This is a genomic window from Schaalia cardiffensis F0333 (genome assembly GCF_005886435.1).
In the GTDB taxonomy this organism is placed as follows: domain Bacteria; phylum Actinomycetota; class Actinomycetes; order Actinomycetales; family Actinomycetaceae; genus Pauljensenia; species Pauljensenia cardiffensis.
This window is the reverse complement of record NZ_CP040505.1, coordinates 1,662,694-1,679,224: the sequence shown is the minus strand read 5'-3', so window position 1 is coordinate 1,679,224 and position 16,531 is coordinate 1,662,694. Positions and strand designations below refer to the sequence as shown.

General features: G+C 59.1%; 8 protein-coding genes and 2 rRNA genes. 7 read left to right on the top strand and 3 right to left on the bottom strand.

Features of this window, described 5'->3' with window-relative positions:
- Positions 1 to 132 precede the first annotated feature (132 nt).
- From FFA61_RS07005 to FFA61_RS06995, 3 genes are all read left to right on the top strand, one after another.
- Complete coding sequence (locus FFA61_RS07005) at positions 133 to 1,737, top strand: alcohol dehydrogenase catalytic domain-containing protein (protein ID WP_005963533.1); 1,605 nt, start codon at positions 133 to 135, stop codon at positions 1,735 to 1,737.
- 233 nt (positions 1,738 to 1,970) lie between these two features.
- Entirely contained in the window at positions 1,971 to 2,291 is a 321-nt protein-coding gene (locus FFA61_RS07000; protein ID WP_005963534.1) for a nucleotidyltransferase family protein, read from the top strand.
- Entirely contained in the window at positions 2,288 to 2,647 is a 360-nt protein-coding gene (locus FFA61_RS06995) for a HepT-like ribonuclease domain-containing protein (protein WP_005963535.1), read from the top strand. Before FFA61_RS07000 ends, FFA61_RS06995 begins: the two co-directional genes overlap by 4 nt.
- 95 nt (positions 2,648 to 2,742) lie before the next feature.
- Here FFA61_RS06995 and FFA61_RS06990 read toward each other — a convergent pair whose 3' ends face one another.
- The 3 genes from FFA61_RS06990 to FFA61_RS06980 form a co-directional block, all read right to left on the bottom strand.
- The gene (locus FFA61_RS06990) at positions 2,743 to 6,156 is read right to left on the bottom strand and encodes a TIGR03773 family transporter-associated surface protein (RefSeq protein ID WP_005963536.1); all 3,414 of its coding nucleotides are present in this window, start codon (positions 6,154 to 6,156) and stop codon (positions 2,743 to 2,745) included.
- 322 nt (positions 6,157 to 6,478) lie between these two features.
- Positions 6,479 to 7,921 carry an alanine/glycine:cation symporter family protein gene (locus tag FFA61_RS06985; RefSeq protein WP_005963537.1) on the bottom strand — a complete coding sequence of 481 codons (1,443 nt, stop codon included), beginning with the start codon at positions 7,919 to 7,921 and terminating at the stop codon, positions 6,479 to 6,481.
- A 133-nt stretch (positions 7,922 to 8,054) separates the two neighbouring features.
- Positions 8,055 to 8,345 (bottom strand): metal-sensitive transcriptional regulator, encoded by a 291-nt coding sequence (locus tag FFA61_RS06980; RefSeq protein WP_005963538.1) that lies wholly within the window; start codon positions 8,343 to 8,345, stop codon positions 8,055 to 8,057.
- A 92-nt stretch (positions 8,346 to 8,437) separates the two neighbouring features.
- Here FFA61_RS06980 and FFA61_RS06975 point away from each other — a divergent pair, with 92 nt between their 5' ends.
- The 4 genes from FFA61_RS06975 to FFA61_RS06960 all read left to right on the top strand — a co-directional run bounded on the left by FFA61_RS06975 (position 8,438) and on the right by FFA61_RS06960 (position 16,509).
- On the top strand, positions 8,438 to 10,120 hold the full coding sequence (locus FFA61_RS06975) for an FAD-dependent oxidoreductase (RefSeq protein WP_005963539.1): 1,683 nt from the start codon (positions 8,438 to 8,440) through the stop codon (positions 10,118 to 10,120).
- 158 nt (positions 10,121 to 10,278) lie between these two features.
- Positions 10,279 to 10,464: a DUF8730 family Cys-rich protein gene (locus tag FFA61_RS06970; protein WP_005963540.1), complete on the top strand. Its 186-nt coding sequence runs from the start codon at positions 10,279 to 10,281 to the stop codon at positions 10,462 to 10,464.
- 1,024 nt (positions 10,465 to 11,488) lie between these two features.
- Positions 11,489 to 13,040 (top strand): 16S ribosomal RNA (locus tag FFA61_RS06965).
- A 329-nt stretch (positions 13,041 to 13,369) separates the two neighbouring features.
- Positions 13,370 to 16,509 (top strand): 23S ribosomal RNA (locus tag FFA61_RS06960).
- The 16S and 23S rRNA genes sit together here, the layout of an rRNA operon.
- Positions 16,510 to 16,531 lie beyond the last annotated feature (22 nt).

The window sequence follows — 16,531 nt, the reverse complement described above, 5'->3', positions numbered from 1 at the left end:
CCCGGACCCAGCTGGGCTTCGAATGCAATCGCCGTGTGAATTGGCGAGCGGGCGTCACTTCCACCCCACGCCTTGTGCAGACCGGGAGAGCCAGGGCTCGCCGGAGAACAACCGAAGCAAAGGAAACACACCATGACTGAGTACCCGAAGACCCAGTGCGCGATCCAGATCGTCGGACCCGACGAGTTCATCGTCAACGATCACAAGGCGATCGATCCGGTTGGCCCGCACCAGATGATGCTCAAGGTTGAGGCATGCGGCATCTGCTTCTCCGATACGAAACTCCTCCACCAGTTCAACACCCACCCCCGCAAGTCTGAGATCATCAGTGGCATCGACGTGGAGGCCCTCAAGGAGATCCCGAGCTACCGGCCCGGAACAGAGCCGACAACCCCCGGTCATGAGCCCGTCGTCCGCGTCGTTGAAGTCGGCGAGAAGGTCACGCATTTCGCCGTCGGCGACCGCCTCCTCGTCCAGGCCGATTGGAAGCACCTGCGCACCGCGAAGTCGAACGCTGCCTTCGGTTACAACTTCGATGGAGCCCTCGAAGAGTACGTCGTCGTCGACGAGCGCTGCGTCGTTTCACCCGATGGGGAAGAATTCCTCATCCACGTCTCGGAGGGCCCCTCCGCCGCGGCCGTCGGTCTCATCGAACCCTGGGCGACAGTCGAAGGCTCCTACGCCTGGGCCGAGCGCAACCACATCGCTGATGGCGGCCGCCTCCTCGTCGTGGGCGAGGGGACAATCGACTCTTTGACTGCTGAGCACACTCCCGCCGAGATTGTGCGCGTCGAGGTCGTTGAGCTCGATTCTCTCGAGGGCGAGTCTTTTGACGACATCGTCTTCTTCGGCGCCGACCCGGAGGGGATCGAGAAAGCCGCGCTGCTCCTGGGGACGCGCGGAGTGATGTGCACAGTCCTTTCCGGAGAGAGGATCGACCGTAAGCTCAGCTTGGACATCGGTCGAGTCCACTACGATTTCACTCGCTTTTGCGGCACGACCGGCTCGGACCCGGCCGAGGGGTACGCCTGGATCCCCGCGAACGGCGAGCTGCGCGAGAACGACACGTGCGCCTTCATTGGCGCTGCCGGTCCGATGGGCGTCATGCACACGATGCGCGCCGTCACTTCGGGAGTGAAGGGCTTGAGCGTCGTAGGCACCGACCTGTCGGATGAGCGCTTGGAGAACCTCAAGAAGGTTGTCGGCCCGAGCGCTGAGAAAAACAGGGTGCCCCTTGAGATCCTCAATACTTCGACTCAGCCCCTCGAGTACGGCTACACCTACGTCACCTGCCTCGTGCCGGTCCCGCCCCTCGTCTCCCAGGCGGTCGACATGTGCGCCGAGGGGGCGATTCTTAACGCTTTCGCAGGCATCCCCGCCGGGACTTTCGGCGATTTCGATCTGCAGGGGATCATTGAGCGCAAGATCTTCATGCTCGGCACCTCCGGTTCGGATGTGTCCGATATGCGCACGGTCTTGAAGAAGATCGAGGAGGGGATCATCGACACGACGATCTCCTTGTGGGCGGTGACGGGGATGGCGGGCTTCGGCGATGCCATTGGCTCGGTCATCAAGCGCACCTCGGGCGGGAAGATCATGGTCTTCCCGATGCTTCACGATCTTGGCTTGACTCCCGTTACCGAGCTTGCCGAGAAGTTCCCCGAGGTCGCGGCCAAGCTCAATGACGGCTTGTGGACGAAGGAGGCCGAGGAGGCTCTGCTCGCGAGCGCGAAGTGAACCCGTCGTGATCGGCGTCTCCTGCTGAGTCAGCGGGTGTCCTTCGTTCCGTCGGACAAGCATAGGTGGGGCTGCTTCTCTTGAGGAGAAACAGCCCCACCCTTGAGTGCGTCTCAGGCTTTTCGTCGCCCGAGGTGCTATGAGCCTCAGCGCCATCCGGGCCATCGCCTGGCGCTGGGCCTCGGCGCGTCACAAGGACTGACATGAACTGGGCGAGAAGATAGGCTGGCCATATGAGCACGAGCACGCATCTCACCCCTCCTGTGGTGATGGGGGAGATCATGTCGCGTGCCGATGAGGTTCGCGCCATCGTCCGTGCACACCACGGGACGGGAAAAATCGCCGTCTTCGGTTCTCAAGTCACGGGCAAGGCGACCAAGGAGTCGGACATCGATCTTCTGGTCGAGTTCGGGGAGGGGACATCGCTCCTTGACGTTGTGGCCGCTGAGGCTGAACTCTCGGAGTTGTTCGGAAGACCTGTCGACATCATGTCCTTCCGGGCGAGCGGCTACGCCGCCGACCATGCTCGTCGTCAGGCGGTGCTACTGGTATGACGCGCGAATCCGTTAGCGTTGAAGAGCTCATTGCAGCGCTCAATGAATTGAAAGCGCAGGTCGAGTGGATTGTCGAGCGCGGACACGGCGCTTTTGTTGCCTCTACGAGTGAGGCGGGTGTTCTCCAGCTTGCGGCGAGCCACGCGGTGATCAGATTGCAGGCAATCATTGAGGACTTCCCGGAAGGTTTCACTCAGAACAACTCCGATCTGCCTTTCCCCCTCGTGCGGGGCATGCGCAACCGAATGGCCCATGGCTATCACGAGATCGATCCGCAGATCTTGTGGAGGACGGCTGAAAGAGATTTACCCGACCTGATTGAAAGCCTCCTTCACCATCTGGACTCCTCTCAATAGAGACCTCGATGACGCGGATGGTGCATTTCGGCGAATACACACTGAGGGTGGGGCTGCTTCTCTTGAGGAGAAACAGCCCCACCCTTGAGTGCATCTCAGACTCCTCGCGGTCTGAGATGCAGTGAGCCTCGTCGCTTGAGCACGAGGAGCAGTGCTCCGAGGAAGGCAAGGGCAGCAGCGGCTGTTTCGAGCTCTCCAATGCCCGCAGCCCCGGTCTTCGCCAGTCCTGCGGCTGCGAGGTCGTTCGCGTCGGGGGTGCAGGGGTTGCCGTTCGCGTCGACCCACACGGTTGTGGAACCTGCCGCTCCGATGCTCGGCCCGAGGTCGAAGTGTCCGTCGTTGACGCCGCCTTCAGTTCCGACGTCGATACTCAGAGTCGTTGAACCCTTCAACTCGGATCCGTCCTTCGCTTGAGTTGTCATGGTGATTCCGAGTGTGTAGTGCCCGGGTTCTGTGAAGATCCAGTTCGGGTGGACGTGGGTATTCGGATCGACCGAATGGGATCCTTGCGCGGAGCCTTCAGAGCCGGAGAACCAGATCTCGCCGACTGAGGAGATGGGGGGAGGGCCGAACTCGAAGACCTCAACCCTGCCCGGGCCTGAGAAGGAGGTCAATGCGAAGTTCGTCGCCCCTTGGGTCTTCTCTTGCAGGCTCGGATGCTGAGTGTTGACGCCGATCCAGGGAACACCCTTGACCTGGGACATGGAGATCATCCAGGCGGTGGTGCCCTTCGCAATCCCTCCGATGTCCATCGGGGTGGTGACCTTCCCTGCCTCTCCGATGGAGAAGTTCAAGGTTGTGGGATCGACCCACTCTCCTGGGGAAGTCCTATCGTCCTTGATCTGCGCAATGAGGGTGTCTGCCCCCGAACCGGCTTGACTCTTCGGGAAGCACTTCGCCTTGGGGAGGGCAGAGCCGCTGGAACGCTGAGTCGATGTCGTGCTCGTGGTCCCAGGAGCGGAGGCTTGTGAAGGAGAGGGGGAGGAGGAGTGTTCCCTCGTGTCCTGTGCGGGCGCAGGAGAGGGCGCGGGCGCAGGGGAGGGTGAGGTCGTGGGCGGAGCGGGTGCCGCTTCGGCCTCGTCGACCTTCCAGGTGTAGGTCGCTGTCCGAGATTTCAAGGGGCCAGAGCCGATGGCGAGAAGCGGCGAGGCCGTGGCCCGGACCGTCATCGTGTATTCGCCCGGAGCGGAAAACAGCCAATTCGTGTGCACGTGGGCGGGGCGGGACTGGTGGATGATTGCGCCGGGCGTGATCTCGAGTTCACCATTCGTGAAGGCAGGCTCGGCTCCACCGAAGGTCTTCGTGTTGAACATGTAGGCTTTCGCGCCTTCGGGGGCGCTCATTGACACGATCTCGAAGTCGACCTCCCCGTAGTCGGGGCGAACCCCGTTCGTGTCCCATCCGGGGAACAGGATCTCCTGCTGGTTCAGACCTCCGGCGTCGAGAAGGTAGCCCTGTTCGGGAAGGCCCGGGGCGATCTGCTTGTCGAAGTTCCTCAACGCATTGCCTCGAACTCGCAGGGTGACATCTGCGGGGTCACGCAGGATGGGCCTACCCGTCGAATCGTCTTTCACCACCAGGTATAGGGCGTGGTCTTTGACGATCGCGGTGAGAAGGTCGAGGTGTCCGTGGTCGATTTCGACCTTGTCCTTCGTGGTGATGATCCCATCGGGAGAGGGACCTTCCTCGGGGGTGGGGAGGAGGGGATTGCCTGGCTGTTGCGGGGGCGTGGGTGCCTCAGGGTCGGGCTGTTGCGGGCTTGAGGGGCGAGCGGTGATGGTGACGAGGGCGAAAGCCTCGTGTTCTTCACCGGGGCGCCCGACTGAGAGGGTGTACATCCCGGGCTCGAGCTGCGCGGGGATGGGGAGGGATAGGGTAGCTTTCCCCGTCTTATCAGCGGTGGCATCAGATGCGAGCGCCGTGCGCGTGTTGGGCGCGGACATGGCGGTCAGTGCGGCTTCGAGGCGAGTGCCTTCGGGGAAGCCGGAAGCCAGGGCTTCGAGTGACGAGCCGGCTTCAACTTTGCCGCCGGTGTTGGAGATGAGGAGCGAGGGCTTTTCGTGCTCGGAAACTGAAGGATCTGCCGGATTCTTTTCGACGATGAAGGTGTAGGTCTCGATCGGGGATTCGAGGGCTGCACCCCCATTGGCAGGGGTGACGAGCGCTTGAGCTTTGATCGTGTAGGTTCCTGGGCGGGTGAAGAGCCAGTAGCCGTGGGTGTGTCCAGTAACTGGAAGAACCGCACCTGCACTGAGGTAAGGGCTCGAATCACGAAGAACGGGGGGAAGGGATCCCTCCAGGGTGGGGGTGCCCGTCAGGACGATCTTTCCGGGGCCTTCGACCGAGGTGAAACGCACTTGCGCCTTCGAAAAGCCATTCGCCTGGTAATCGTCAACGGACCAGCCGGGGGAGTAGATGCTCATCTCAGGGCCGATGGCATTCGAGTGGTATCCGGCCGTCTCATGAATTGACCCGTTGTAGTTCCCGGTCTCCTCGTAGCGTTCTTTGACGAAGACCATGGTCACTGAGGAGGGGACGCGGCGCGTGGGCTCTGCGGCGCTCACGTCCTCTTTGAGGAAGAGACTGGGCGAGCCGCCGCGGGTGCCGATGAAGAAAGCATCCATGTGGCCGGAGTCGAAGGTGATCGGATCCGATTTCAGTGTGTATCCGGACTGCCCCTCGTTTCCCTGAGGGGAAGGGGTTGCCTCCGAAGCATCCGTCTCTGAAGGGTCTGCCTCTTCCCCGTCCGTGCTCGGCGGCGCCCCAGGGCCGCTCGCGCCTGCGTCCTCGACCTCGAAAACGCTTGTAAAGGGTTCAGATTCGACTGTCTCGCCGTCCTGCCTGGTGGCAACGGCCTTTCCGGTCAATTCGTAGTGGCCGGGAGCGTTGAAGAACCAGTGGGCGTGCGTGTGACCGAAGATCGGCAATGAGGTGCCGGCCTCGAGGTAGTAGCTGCCATTGGGGATTCCCTCGGTTCCAAACTGGTTGAGCTTGTCCGGGGAAGCGAGGGCCTCAAAGAGGGCCCCCAGTGTGTCGATCTGCTCGGTGGGGAGGAGGAATTTCGCGAAGGGTTCGCTCTCTATGAGTCGATTGCCCAAGACCGCGACATCGCCGGGGCCTTCGACCTTGGTGAAGTCGATGCGTACCGAGGTGAATCCGTTGGTGCGGAATTGTGGTGCTGACCAGCCGGGCTCGAAGTAATCGCTGTCTTCTGAAGCCGTGTAGTAGCCGCTGTGTCCGCGTTCGAGGTAGGGGGCGAAGACCTCGTATTCGCCGTAGGTCGAGGCGGAAATGGCGAAAGCGACCTCATTCGGGTCGTGCTTGGTGTTGCTCAGACCGTGATTGACGAGGACCTTCGGGGTACCGTCGCTGGTATCGACGTAGAAGGCATCGGTGTGTCCTTCGCTGATGGTTTCTCTCCCGGCGGCGCTCGCGGGGGGTGCGAGGAGGCCGAGGGAGAGGGCGCAGGCCATGATCCCGCTGAGGAGTTTCGACTTCTTCAGTAACATCACTGCTTCCTTATTGACGAGGACATTCGAGGCACTGAGTCCGTGTTGCGGCGCTCGAATGAGTGGGTCACCGAAGAATCTTAATGATAAGCATTCTCGCTATCAAGTTTGGTGTGCTCGTGATTCTGAGGCGCAATGAGCTGGAAAGGCCACTGCGCTCAAGGGCAGCAATGCGAGGTCGAGTGGGCAGATCAAGCGGGTGCGAGGAAGAACTGAGGGGAGGGGGAGTGGTAAGAGGAAGAGGACTGAAAAGGGTGCGGCCCCGTCCTCGTATGAAACGAGGGCGGGGCCCAAGGGTGAAGGCTCGTGGAGCGCTGGAGCCTTAGCGCCAGTAGTCGAGCGTGTCGGTAATACCGATTGAAGTGGCTCTGAATTCGGGGTTCTTCCCGGCCTTGCGCTGGGCGATGTAGTCCTCGGCGGCGTCGAGGGCCTTCTTGCCGAGGATGATGATGACGGGCAGGTTAATGAGGGCCATGATGCCCATGAGGATGTCGCCAAGATTCCAGGCGACCGAGAACTCCAAGAGGCCACCCATGAAGACGAGCACGGCCGCGAGTGAGCGGAAAATCTGTAGTGCCCAGATCGGAGTCGGACGATCCCCCACGAGGAAACGAAGATTGACCTCTGCGTAGTAGAAGTTGCCAATAATCGTCGTGAAAGCGAAGAGGAGCAGAGCGAAGCTCGTGAAGGGCAGAGCGAAGTCGCCGAAGATGGTCGCCATTGACTGGGTGACCAGTGGAGCTCCCTTGAGGTCCTCGCCTCCTTGCACCCCTGAAGAAAGAATGATGAAGGCGGTGATCGTGCAGATCACCATTGTGTCAATGAAGACCGAAAGCATTTGGACCAGGCCCTGCTTCACGGGGTGGGAGACTGAGGCGGTTGCAGCGGCGTTCGGGGCGGAACCGACACCGGCCTCGTTCGAGTACAGGCCGCGCTTGATGCCATACATCATTGCCGAACCTGCGAAACCGGAGAAGATCGCCCTGAAATCGAAGGCCTGTTCGAAGATCTGAAGGAACATCGAGGGGATGTTCTGGTAGTTGAAAATGACGACGATGAGGCCTGCAGCGAGGTAGATCAGCGCCATGATCGGCACAAGGAGGCCGGTGACGTAGGTCAGGCGGCGCGTGCCTCCGAAGATCGACAGGGCCATGGCGATGGTGAGGATTCCGCCCAAGAGGTAGGGGGTCCAGGAGGGATCGAACCAGGAGTACTGGCTGAAGGAATCCACAACGTTGAAGGAGGCAAGCATATTGAAGCCGCCCATGTACGTCAGGATCAAGACGAGGGCGAAGGTCGCTGCGAGCCAATGCTGCTTGAGCGCGATCTGAATGTAGTAGGCGGGGCCGCCGATCGAGTGATCGTCGGGGCCGTGCCCGCGCTTCTTGTAGATCTGCGCAAGGGTGGACTCGACAAAGGCGGATGCGGCGCCAAGGGTGGCGATCACCCACATCCAGAACACGGAGCCCGCGCCGCCGAGCGCGATGGCCGTTCCGACACCTGCGATATTGCCGACGCCCACTCGCGAGGCGGTCGAAATCATCAGGGCCCGGAAGGAAGAGATCGCCCCCTCCTGGTCTGGCGGTTCAGAGACGACGCGGATGGACTCTCGGAACATGCGAAGGGGCAGGGCCTTGGAGCGGATAAAGAAGTACAGGCCCGTGCCGATGAGGAGAGCGATGAGAATGTAGCTGTAGAGCGCCGTGGAGACGATGTCGAGGTATCCGTTGATGACCTCGGACAGCGACTGGGGTTCAGAAGGCATGACGTTCTCTTATCAGAAGTTGGGAATCTTTGGCTTTGAGCCAAGGTTGTCGCTGAAAAGCTTATAAGAACAGTCAAGTCCGAGTCATGCCAATGTGCGGAATGTGGGGGAGGGGAATGAGCAGGGAGTGAGCTTAGGACAAAGAGAGGAAGAGCTTCTCCAATTCTTTGAACTGGGCTTCTACATCCTCAGGGGTCTGCTCTTTGTTGCTCGCGCAGTCGCGCATGGTGGAGGAGATCACGGAAAAACCAGCTCTTTGCAGAGCAGAGTTCACCGCCGCGAGCTGCGTCACGATGTCGCTGCATCGTCGCCCCTCTTCGACCGCGCGAATGACCGCATCAAGTTGGCCCCGCGCTCGCTTAAGACGGTTGAGGGCCCTTTTTTGGGCCTGTGCGCGCTCGGACTCAAGGGCTTCAGGTGTCATATCTCTCTCCCTCCACGTGCACTTGCGAACACAAGGAAATGATACCCCGCAGGGTATATTTTTCCTGACAATCCGAACTCAACGGAGGACCAATGAACACCATCGTGATCGTTGGCGGCGTCGCCGCCGGAATGAGCTGCGCGGCTCGTCTTCGTCGCCTCGACGAACAGGCCCACGTGATCGTCCTCGAAAAGGGCATGGATATCTCCATCGCTTCGTGCGGTCTTCCCTACTTCGTTGGCGGGGAAATCGTCGAGGAAGCCGCACTTCGGGTTCAGACCCCGAAGTCGATCTACGACTCCCTCAACCTTGATATCCGAGTCAACACGGAAGTACTCGCGGTCGACTCTGTGAATCGAAGCCTTCGTATCCGCTCTTCGCAGGGAGAAGAAGAACTCGCCTACGACGCCCTCGTCCTGGCCCCCGGCGCCCGATCGGTTGATCTTCCGATCCCGGGAATTGATCTGCCCTTCGTCAAAACTTTGCGCACCATCCCCGACGCCGTTGGGGTCAAGGAGATGGCCGAGCCCGGCGGACGTGCAGTCGTCATTGGTGCGGGCTTCATTGGCCTCGAGGCCGCCGAGTCCTTGCGTCTTGCGGGCATGGAGGTCGCTCTTGTTGAAGGAAGCGACCATGTCTTGCCTCCTGTAGAAGAGGAACTCTCCTCCCTCGTCCTCGATGAACTCGAGCGCATCGGCATCACTGTCATCGAATCCGCTCGGGTGAGTGGCATTGAAGACGAGGGCGGGCGCGGACGGGTCATCGTCGAGGGGATCGACGCTCTCGAAGCTGATCTCGTGCTCGTTGCGGTTGGTGCGCGCGCCCGCATCGAACTTGCCCTAAGCGCCGGGATCCGCGTCGAGAATGGCGCGATCGACGTTGACAATCATGGGCGTACCTCCGATGAGCGCATCTGGGCCGCCGGAGATGCTGCGCTGTCCACCATTGCGGCAACCGGCGCTCGTCGTCCCGTTGCTCTCGCGGGTCCTGCGAGCCGTGCGGGGCGCCGTATTGCCGACGACATCATCTCGGTTCTCAATGGCCAGGCCCCGGCCGCTAAGGAGATTGTCAAGCCCCTGGGTACGGCGATCGTGCGGGCTGGCGATCTCCAGGTCGCGATGACCGGTTCCAACTCTCGTGAACTCACTCGAGCGGGAATCCCCTTCAGGGCGATCCACACCCACCATGCTCAGCACGTCGGCTATTTCCCCGGTGCCTCCACCATTTCCCTGGTGGTCCTCCTTGGCGAAGACGGGGGAATCCTGGGGGCGCAGGGTGTTGGGCGTGAGGGCGTCGACCGCAGGATCGATGTCTTGGCAACGGCGATCCGTGCAGGGCTCAAGGCGGAAGAACTCATTGACCTCGACCTCGCCTACGCTCCTCCTTTCGGAGCTCCGAAAGACTCTGTCAATATGGTCGGAATGATCGCGGAGAACCTTTTCGACGGCATGCTTGAACTCTGGTACGCGAACCAGCTCGACGAGATCCGAAAGACTCACCTCATCCTCGATGTGCGCCAGCCCGATGAGGTCGCCGAAGGGCCGAGGATTCCCGGCTCGCTGCGCATTGCCCACACTGAGCTTCGTCGGCGTATGGACGAGGTCCGTGAGGCCGCTGGTGAGCGTCCCATCGCGATCCACTGCCGCTCGGGCGTTCGCTCCTATCTGGCGCATCGCATGCTCACCGACGCGGGATTCAAGTCCGCTTCGCTCGACGGGGGGATGCTCACGCTTGAAGCCTGGGCGAAACGTCACCCGGGGCTCATTGAGCGTTGAGTTTCTTCGTGCTCGGTGTCAGTGCTCGAGGTACAAGACATCAATCACTCGCACGCGAGGGTGACGCTGATGATCGGAGCAATCGGGCGCTGTCAGGGCTCGGGTTTGACAGGATTGAACAACGACGCACGAGGGTGCGAGAAACCAAGGAGAACAACATGTGCAGTCCGGTGAAGTGCAAGGTGTGCGGTAAGACGACGTGGGCTGGCTGCGGCCAGCACATTGACGCGGTGCGTGCGATGGTTCCCGCTTCGCAGTGGTGCGATGGCAAGCACAGTGCGGAAGAGATTGCGAAGGTGAAGGGGAACTCGAGCTTCTTCGGGAGCCTCTTCGGCCGTAGGTGACCCGGAGTTCCCGTTGAGGTCAGAGCGAATCGGAGGCCCCCATTATGCGGGTATGCGGGAAGGGCGAGACCTCTGTATAAGGGCGAAGCCCCTTCTATGTTGGAAGGGCGCCGTAGCCTCGCTTCGCCTCTCAGGCTCATTGTTCCGATCTACCTGCGAAGTCTGAGGCCGTCGACTCTCAGGCTTGCGGCTATGCGGATCGCTTGAACACCAATGCGCGGCGCGCACGGACTATGTTCCGGCGTGCCGCGCATTCATGTGTGCTGGGGTTTGCGGTGGCGTGGGTATCGGCGTGCCGTCGACCAGCAGACCAGCAGACCAGCAGGGAAGCGTGCGCATGCGCGTCGGCTTCAGCCCTCTTCTCCGTTTCTATTTCCTCGATGTCTATGGATTCGCACGCGTGCCAGATCTTGACTGTGCCGCACGGGTGGCACGTATAGGGGCTGTGAGCTAAGCCTCCGCCGAAGAACCCGTCGAACGGAGGAATAGTGCGTATAGAGGGAACCTTTGCGCGTTGTCGTGGAGAGGCGGGGGCTCCAATCAACCCGGGAAATGCGCGAAATCCGGGCGAAAAGAAGCTGAGAAGAATGCTCAAGCCACATGTTGCTGACTTCGAAGAAGCTGTGTGTGTGATGGATTACGTGCCCGCTTCGTAGCCTTGTGCTCCTCTTGTGGGAGCGGGAGTTTTTGGCGATATTCTCAGCATTTGTGAGCTGGTGAGTGGTGTTTGAAGGGTTCGGATCTCGATTTGACGGTGCATCGGGCGGTCGCTAATGTTCTTCTTGTTGCGCCGAGCGCTTGAGACTCTTTCAAGTCAAAAGTTCGCGCCACGGCGCTAAGCCTCCCCTTCTTTCGCAGGGCATTCCTGTGTCTTGTTTAAGAAGGTGTTTGGGTGTTGTTTGTGAACTCGATAGTGTGTTTGTTTTTTATGCCTGTTTTTTGTTTTTGAGTTGTTTTTGGTTGGGATTGCCTGCTGTGCTGTTGTGGTGTGGTGGGTTTTTCTGGGCTTGGACGTTTTTGTTTTTGTTCGGAGAGTTTGATCCTGGCTCAGGACGAACGCTGGCGGCGTGCTTAACACATGCAAGTCGAACGATGATGCGGTGCGTGCACCGTTGATTAGTGGCGAACGGGTGAGTAACACGTGAGTAACCTGCCCTCTTCTTTGGGATAACGGTCTGAAAGGGCTGCTAATACTGAATATTCACATGTCTTCGCATGGGGGTGTGTGGAAAGAGATGCTTTTGGGTGTTTTTGGTGGGGGATGGGCTCGCGGCCTATCAGCTTGTTGGTGGGGTAGTGGCCTACCAAGGCTTTGACGGGTAACCGGCCTGAGAGGGTGACCGGTCACATTGGGACTGAGATACGGCCCAGACTCCTACGGGAGGCAGCAGTGGGGAATTTTGCACAATGGACGCAAGTCTGATGCAGCGACGCCGCGTGAGGGATGTAGGCCTTCGGGTTGTGAACCTCTTTCGCTCATGGTCAAGCCGCAGCTTTGGGTTGTGGTGAGGGTAGTGGGTAAAGAAGCGCCGGCTAACTACGTGCCAGCAGCCGCGGTAATACGTAGGGCGCGAGCGTTGTCCGGAATTATTGGGCGTAAAGGGCTTGTAGGCGGTTGGTCGCGTCTGCCGTGAAATCCTCTGGCTTAACTGGGGGCGTGCGGTGGGTACGGGCTGGCTTGAGTGCGGTAGGGGAGACTGGAATTCCTGGTGTAGCGGTGGAATGCGCAGATATCAGGAGGAACACCGGTGGCGAAGGCGGGTCTCTGGGCCGTTACTGACGCTGAGGAGCGAAAGCGTGGGGAGCGAACAGGATTAGATACCCTGGTAGTCCACGCTGTAAACGTTGGGCACTAGGTGTGGGGGCCACCCGTGGTTTCTGCGCCGTAGCTAACGCTTTAAGTGCCCCGCCTGGGGAGTACGGCCGCAAGGCTAAAACTCAAAGGAATTGACGGGGGCCCGCACAAGCGGCGGAGCATGCGGATTAATTCGATGCAACGCGAAGAACCTTACCAAGGCTTGACATGCGCCCTGACGCTGCAGAGATGTGGTGGCATTTGGTTGGGGGTGTACAGGTGGTGCATGGTTGTCGTCAGCTCGTGTCGTGAGATGTTGGGTTAAGTCCCGCAACGAGCGCAACCCTTGCCCTATGTTGCCAGCACGTTGTGGTGGGGACTCGTGGGGGACTGCCGGGGTTAACTCGGAGGAAGGTGGGGATGACGTCAAATCATCATGCCCCTTATGTCTTGGGCTTCACGCATGCTACAATGGCTGGTACAGAGGGTTGCGATGTCGTAAGGCGGAGCGAATCCCTTAAAGCTGGTCTCAGTTCGGATTGGGGTCTGCAACTCGACCCCATGAAGGTGGAGTCGCTAGTAATCGCAGATCAGCAACGCTGCGGTGAATACGTTCTCGGGCCTTGTACACACCGCCCGTCACGTCACGAAAGTTGGTAACACCCGAAGCTCATGGCCTAACCGGTTTGTCTGGGGGGAGTGGTCGAAGGTGGGATTGGCGATTGGGACGAAGTCGTAACAAGGTAGCCGTACCGGAAGGTGCGGCTGGATCACCTCCTTTCTAGGGAGCCTCGTTGTGGGGATGCTCGCTTCATGCTGTCATGTGTTGGTGGTGTGGGTGGGTGTTTCTTGTGCTTGCATGTGTGCTGCCCTGTTGTGGGGTGGTGGGTGTGGGTGCGTTTGGGGTTGGGCATTTGTGATGGACACACTGTCGGGTTCACGTTCAATACCTGTTGGGCGTGATGCCCCCTCTTCCTTTTTCTTTTTGTTGGGGTTGTGGTGGGGGTGTGTGGCTTGCTGTTGGCTCTGCGTGTTGTGTGGGGTTGGTGGTGTGGTGGGTTGTTTGTGATTTGTATAGTGGTTGTGAGCATCTTGTTTGTTTTGTGGTTTTGTTTAGTTTTGTTGGGCATTCGGTGGATGCCTTGGCATCAAGAGCTGATGAAGGACGTTGCGGCCTGCGATATGCCTCGGGGAGTTGGCGAGCGAGTGTTGATCCGAGGGTGTCCGAATGGGGGAACCTAACCAGGGTTGTGCTTGGTTACCATCATCTGAACGTGTATAGGGTGGTGGGGGGAACGCGGGGAAGTGAAACATCTTAGTACCCGTAGGAAAAGATATTCCGTGAGTAGTGGCGAGCGAAAGCGGAGGATGGCTAAACCGTGTGCGTGTGATACTCGGCGGGGGTTGCGTGTGCGGTGTTGTGGGGCTTGTCTGTTTCCTTCCTTCTGCCGGAGGGGGGCATGTGATCGTGTTGGGAGTTGAACATCTTGGGATGGGTGACCGGAGTGCGTGAGAGTCGTGTAGGCGTACCGGTGCGGTTGTGTGTTGGATGGGTGCCCGAGTAGTGCGGGACTCGTGAAATCTCGTGTGAATCTGCCAGGACCACCTGGTAAGCCTGAATACTCCTTGATGACCGATAGTGCATAGTACCGTGAGGGAATGGTGAAAAGTACCCCGGGAGGGGAGTGAAATAGTACCTGAAACCGTGTGCCTGTAAGCCGTCAGAGCCTTGTGGGGTGATGGCGTGCCTTTTGAAGAATGAGCCTGCGAGTCAGTGATACGTGGCGTGCTTAACCCGTGTGGGGTATGCGTAGCGAAAGCGAGTCTGAAATTAGGGCGTTGGTCGCGTGTTCTGGACCCGAAGCGGGGTGATCTACCCATGGTCAGGTTGAAGCAGAGGTAAGACTGTGTGGAGGACCGAACCCACCAGGGTTGAAAACCTGGGGGATGAACTGTGGGTAGGGGTGAAAGGCCAATCAAACTCCGTGATAGCTGGTTCTCCCCGAAATGCATTTAGGTGCAGCGTTGTGTGTTGCCTTGTGGAGGTAGAGCTACTGGATGGCCGATGGGCCCTGTGGGTTACTGACGTCAGCTAAACTCCGAATGCCATAAGGTGTGAGCATGGCAGTGAGACTGCGGGGGATAAGCTTCGTAGTCGAGAGGGAAACAGCCCAGATCATCAGCTAAGGCCCCTAAGTGTGCGCTAAGTGGGAAAGGATGTGAGATCGCGGTGACAACCAGGAGGTTGGCTTAGAAGCAGCCATCCTTGAAAGAGTGCGTAATAGCTCACTGGTCAAGTGGTTTCGCGCCGACAATGTAGCGGGGCTTAAGCGTACCGCCGAAGCTGTGGCACTCACACGTGTAACACCTGGGCAGCGTAGTTGTCGTGTGGTGGTGTGGGTGGGTAGGGGAGCGTCCTGCGTGCGGTGAAGCCTGCTGGTAATGGTGGGTGGAGCGTGTGGGAGTGAGAATGCAGGCATGAGTAACGAATGACGGGTGGGAATCCCGTCCGCCGATTGACTAAGGGTTCCAGGGCTAGGTTTATCCGCCCTGGGTTAGTCGGGTCCTAAGGCGAGGCCGACAGGCGTAGTCGATGGACAACCAGTTGATATTCTGGTACCGCGTAACAACCGCCAATACTGAAGCTTTTATGCTAACCATTTGCTTTCATGTCGTCACAGCTTTCGGGTTGTGGTGGTTGTGGGAGTTGTGGGGCCCTGATTGTTGTAGGTAAGCGTGTTAACAGGGGTGACACAGGAAGGTAGCTGCCGCGCACCGTTGGTTGTGTGTGTCTAAGGTTGTGGCCCGTTTCCTAGGTAAATCCGGGGAACATGAAGGGGTGAGGACTGATGGGGGTGCCCCGTGTGGGGTGTCTGGTGGTGATCCTCAACTGTCAAGAAAAGCCTCGACGCGAGGGTGTTACGCGCCCGTACCCTAAACCGACTCAGGTGGTCAGGTAGAGTATACCGAGGCGTTCGAGTGAATCATGGTTAAGGAACTCGGCAAAATTCCTCCGTAACTTCGGGATAAGGAGGACCCTTGGCGATGCGCCCACCGTTTTTGCGTGGGTGGTGTGGCTGGGGGTCGCAGAGAATAGGGAGAAGCGACTGTTTATCAAAAACACAGGTGCGTGCGAAGCCGTAAGGCGATGTATACGCACTGACGCCTGCCCGGTGCTGGAAGGTTAAGAGGAAGACTCAACCACACTCGTGTGGTGAAGGTTTGAATTTAAGCCCCAGTAAACGGCGGTGGTAACTATAACCATCCTAAGGTAGCGAAATTCCTTGTCGGGTAAGTTCCGACCTGCACGAATGGCGTAACGACTTCTCCGCTGTCTCAACCGTGAACTCGGTGAAATTGCATTACGAGTAAAGATGCTCGTTTCGCGCAGAAGGACGGAAAGACCCCGGGACCTTTACTATAGCTTGGTATTGGTGTTCGCTTGGGCTTGTGTAGGATAGGTGGGAGACTGTGAAGCGTGGGCGCCAGCCTGTGTGGAGTCGAAAGTTGAAATACCATTCTGGTTCAAGCGGTCATCTAACCTCGGCCCGTGATCCGGGTTGGGGACAGTGCCTGGTGGGTAGTTTAACTGGGGCGGTTGCCTCCTAAAGAGTAACGGAGGCGCTCAAAGGTTCCCTCAGCCTGGTTGGTCATCAGGTGGCGAGTGTAAGTGCACAAGGGAGCTTGACTGTGAGACCGACGGGTCGAGCAGGTGCGAAAGCAGGAACTAGTGATCCGGCCATGGCACGTGGGTGCGTGGTCGCTCAACGGATAAAAGGTACCCCGGGGATAACAGGCTGATCTTGCCCAAGAGTCCATATCGACGGCATGGTTTGGCACCTCGATGTCGGCTCGTCGCATCCTGGGGCTGGAGTTGGTCCCAAGGGTTGGGCTGTTCGCCCATTAAAGCGGTACGCGAGCTGGGTTCAGAACGTCGTGAGACAGTTCGGTCCCTATCCTCTGTGCGCGTAGGAAACTTGTGGAGGCCCGTCCCTAGTACGAGAGGACCGGGATGGACGAACCTCTGGTGTGCCAGTTGTACCGCCAGGTGCATGGCTGGTTAGCTACGTTCGGGAAGGATAACCGCTGAAAGCATCTAAGCGGGAAGCCTGCTCCAAGATGAGGTTTCCAACACCCCACCTTGTGGGGTGTGAAGGCCCCCAGCAGACTACTGGGTAGATAGGCCAGAGGTGGAAGCACAGTAATGTGCTCGTAAGCCGACTGGTACTAATCGGCCAACACTAAACACAACCCCCCCACACAAACAATGAG